Origin of the sequence: Helicobacter pylori, from assembly GCF_001998165.1 — a bacterium.
GTDB lineage: Bacteria > Campylobacterota > Campylobacteria > Campylobacterales > Helicobacteraceae > Helicobacter > Helicobacter pylori_DL.
The window spans coordinates 1-365 of the sequence record NZ_MTWR01000173.1; the positions used below are offsets into that span (position 1 = coordinate 1).

1 pseudogene is annotated in these 365 nt (G+C 43.3%); it reads left to right on the plus strand.

What is annotated here, in order from left to right:
* Window positions 1–365: pseudogene (locus BZK24_RS08740) on the plus strand (menaquinone biosynthesis decarboxylase); the annotation flags it as partial.

Here is a 365-nt window from a genome sequence, read left to right on the forward strand (position 1 = left end):
CTGTTTTAGAAGGCAAAACCATTAGCTATAAAAAAGATTCCATTTACTTAGCCACTGTGGTGGGTAAGCCCCCTTTTGGGGTGTTTCATAATTTGATTTTAGCTAAAATACACACGCGCTATAAAGCTCATGCCAAGCAAGTCATGCATGCTTTTTGGGGCGTTGGGCAGATGAGCTTTGTCATACTGGAAAATTTTTCTAAAGAAAACGCGCTCATCTCTCAAGGCGTATGCGACGCCTTAGATCATGCAAGCCCTGAATACGCTATGGGGGGGAAACTCGGTATTGATGCGACCTCTAAAAGCAATACCCCCTACCCCACGCTTTTAAACGATAACGCCTTATTAGCGCTTCTACAAGATAAA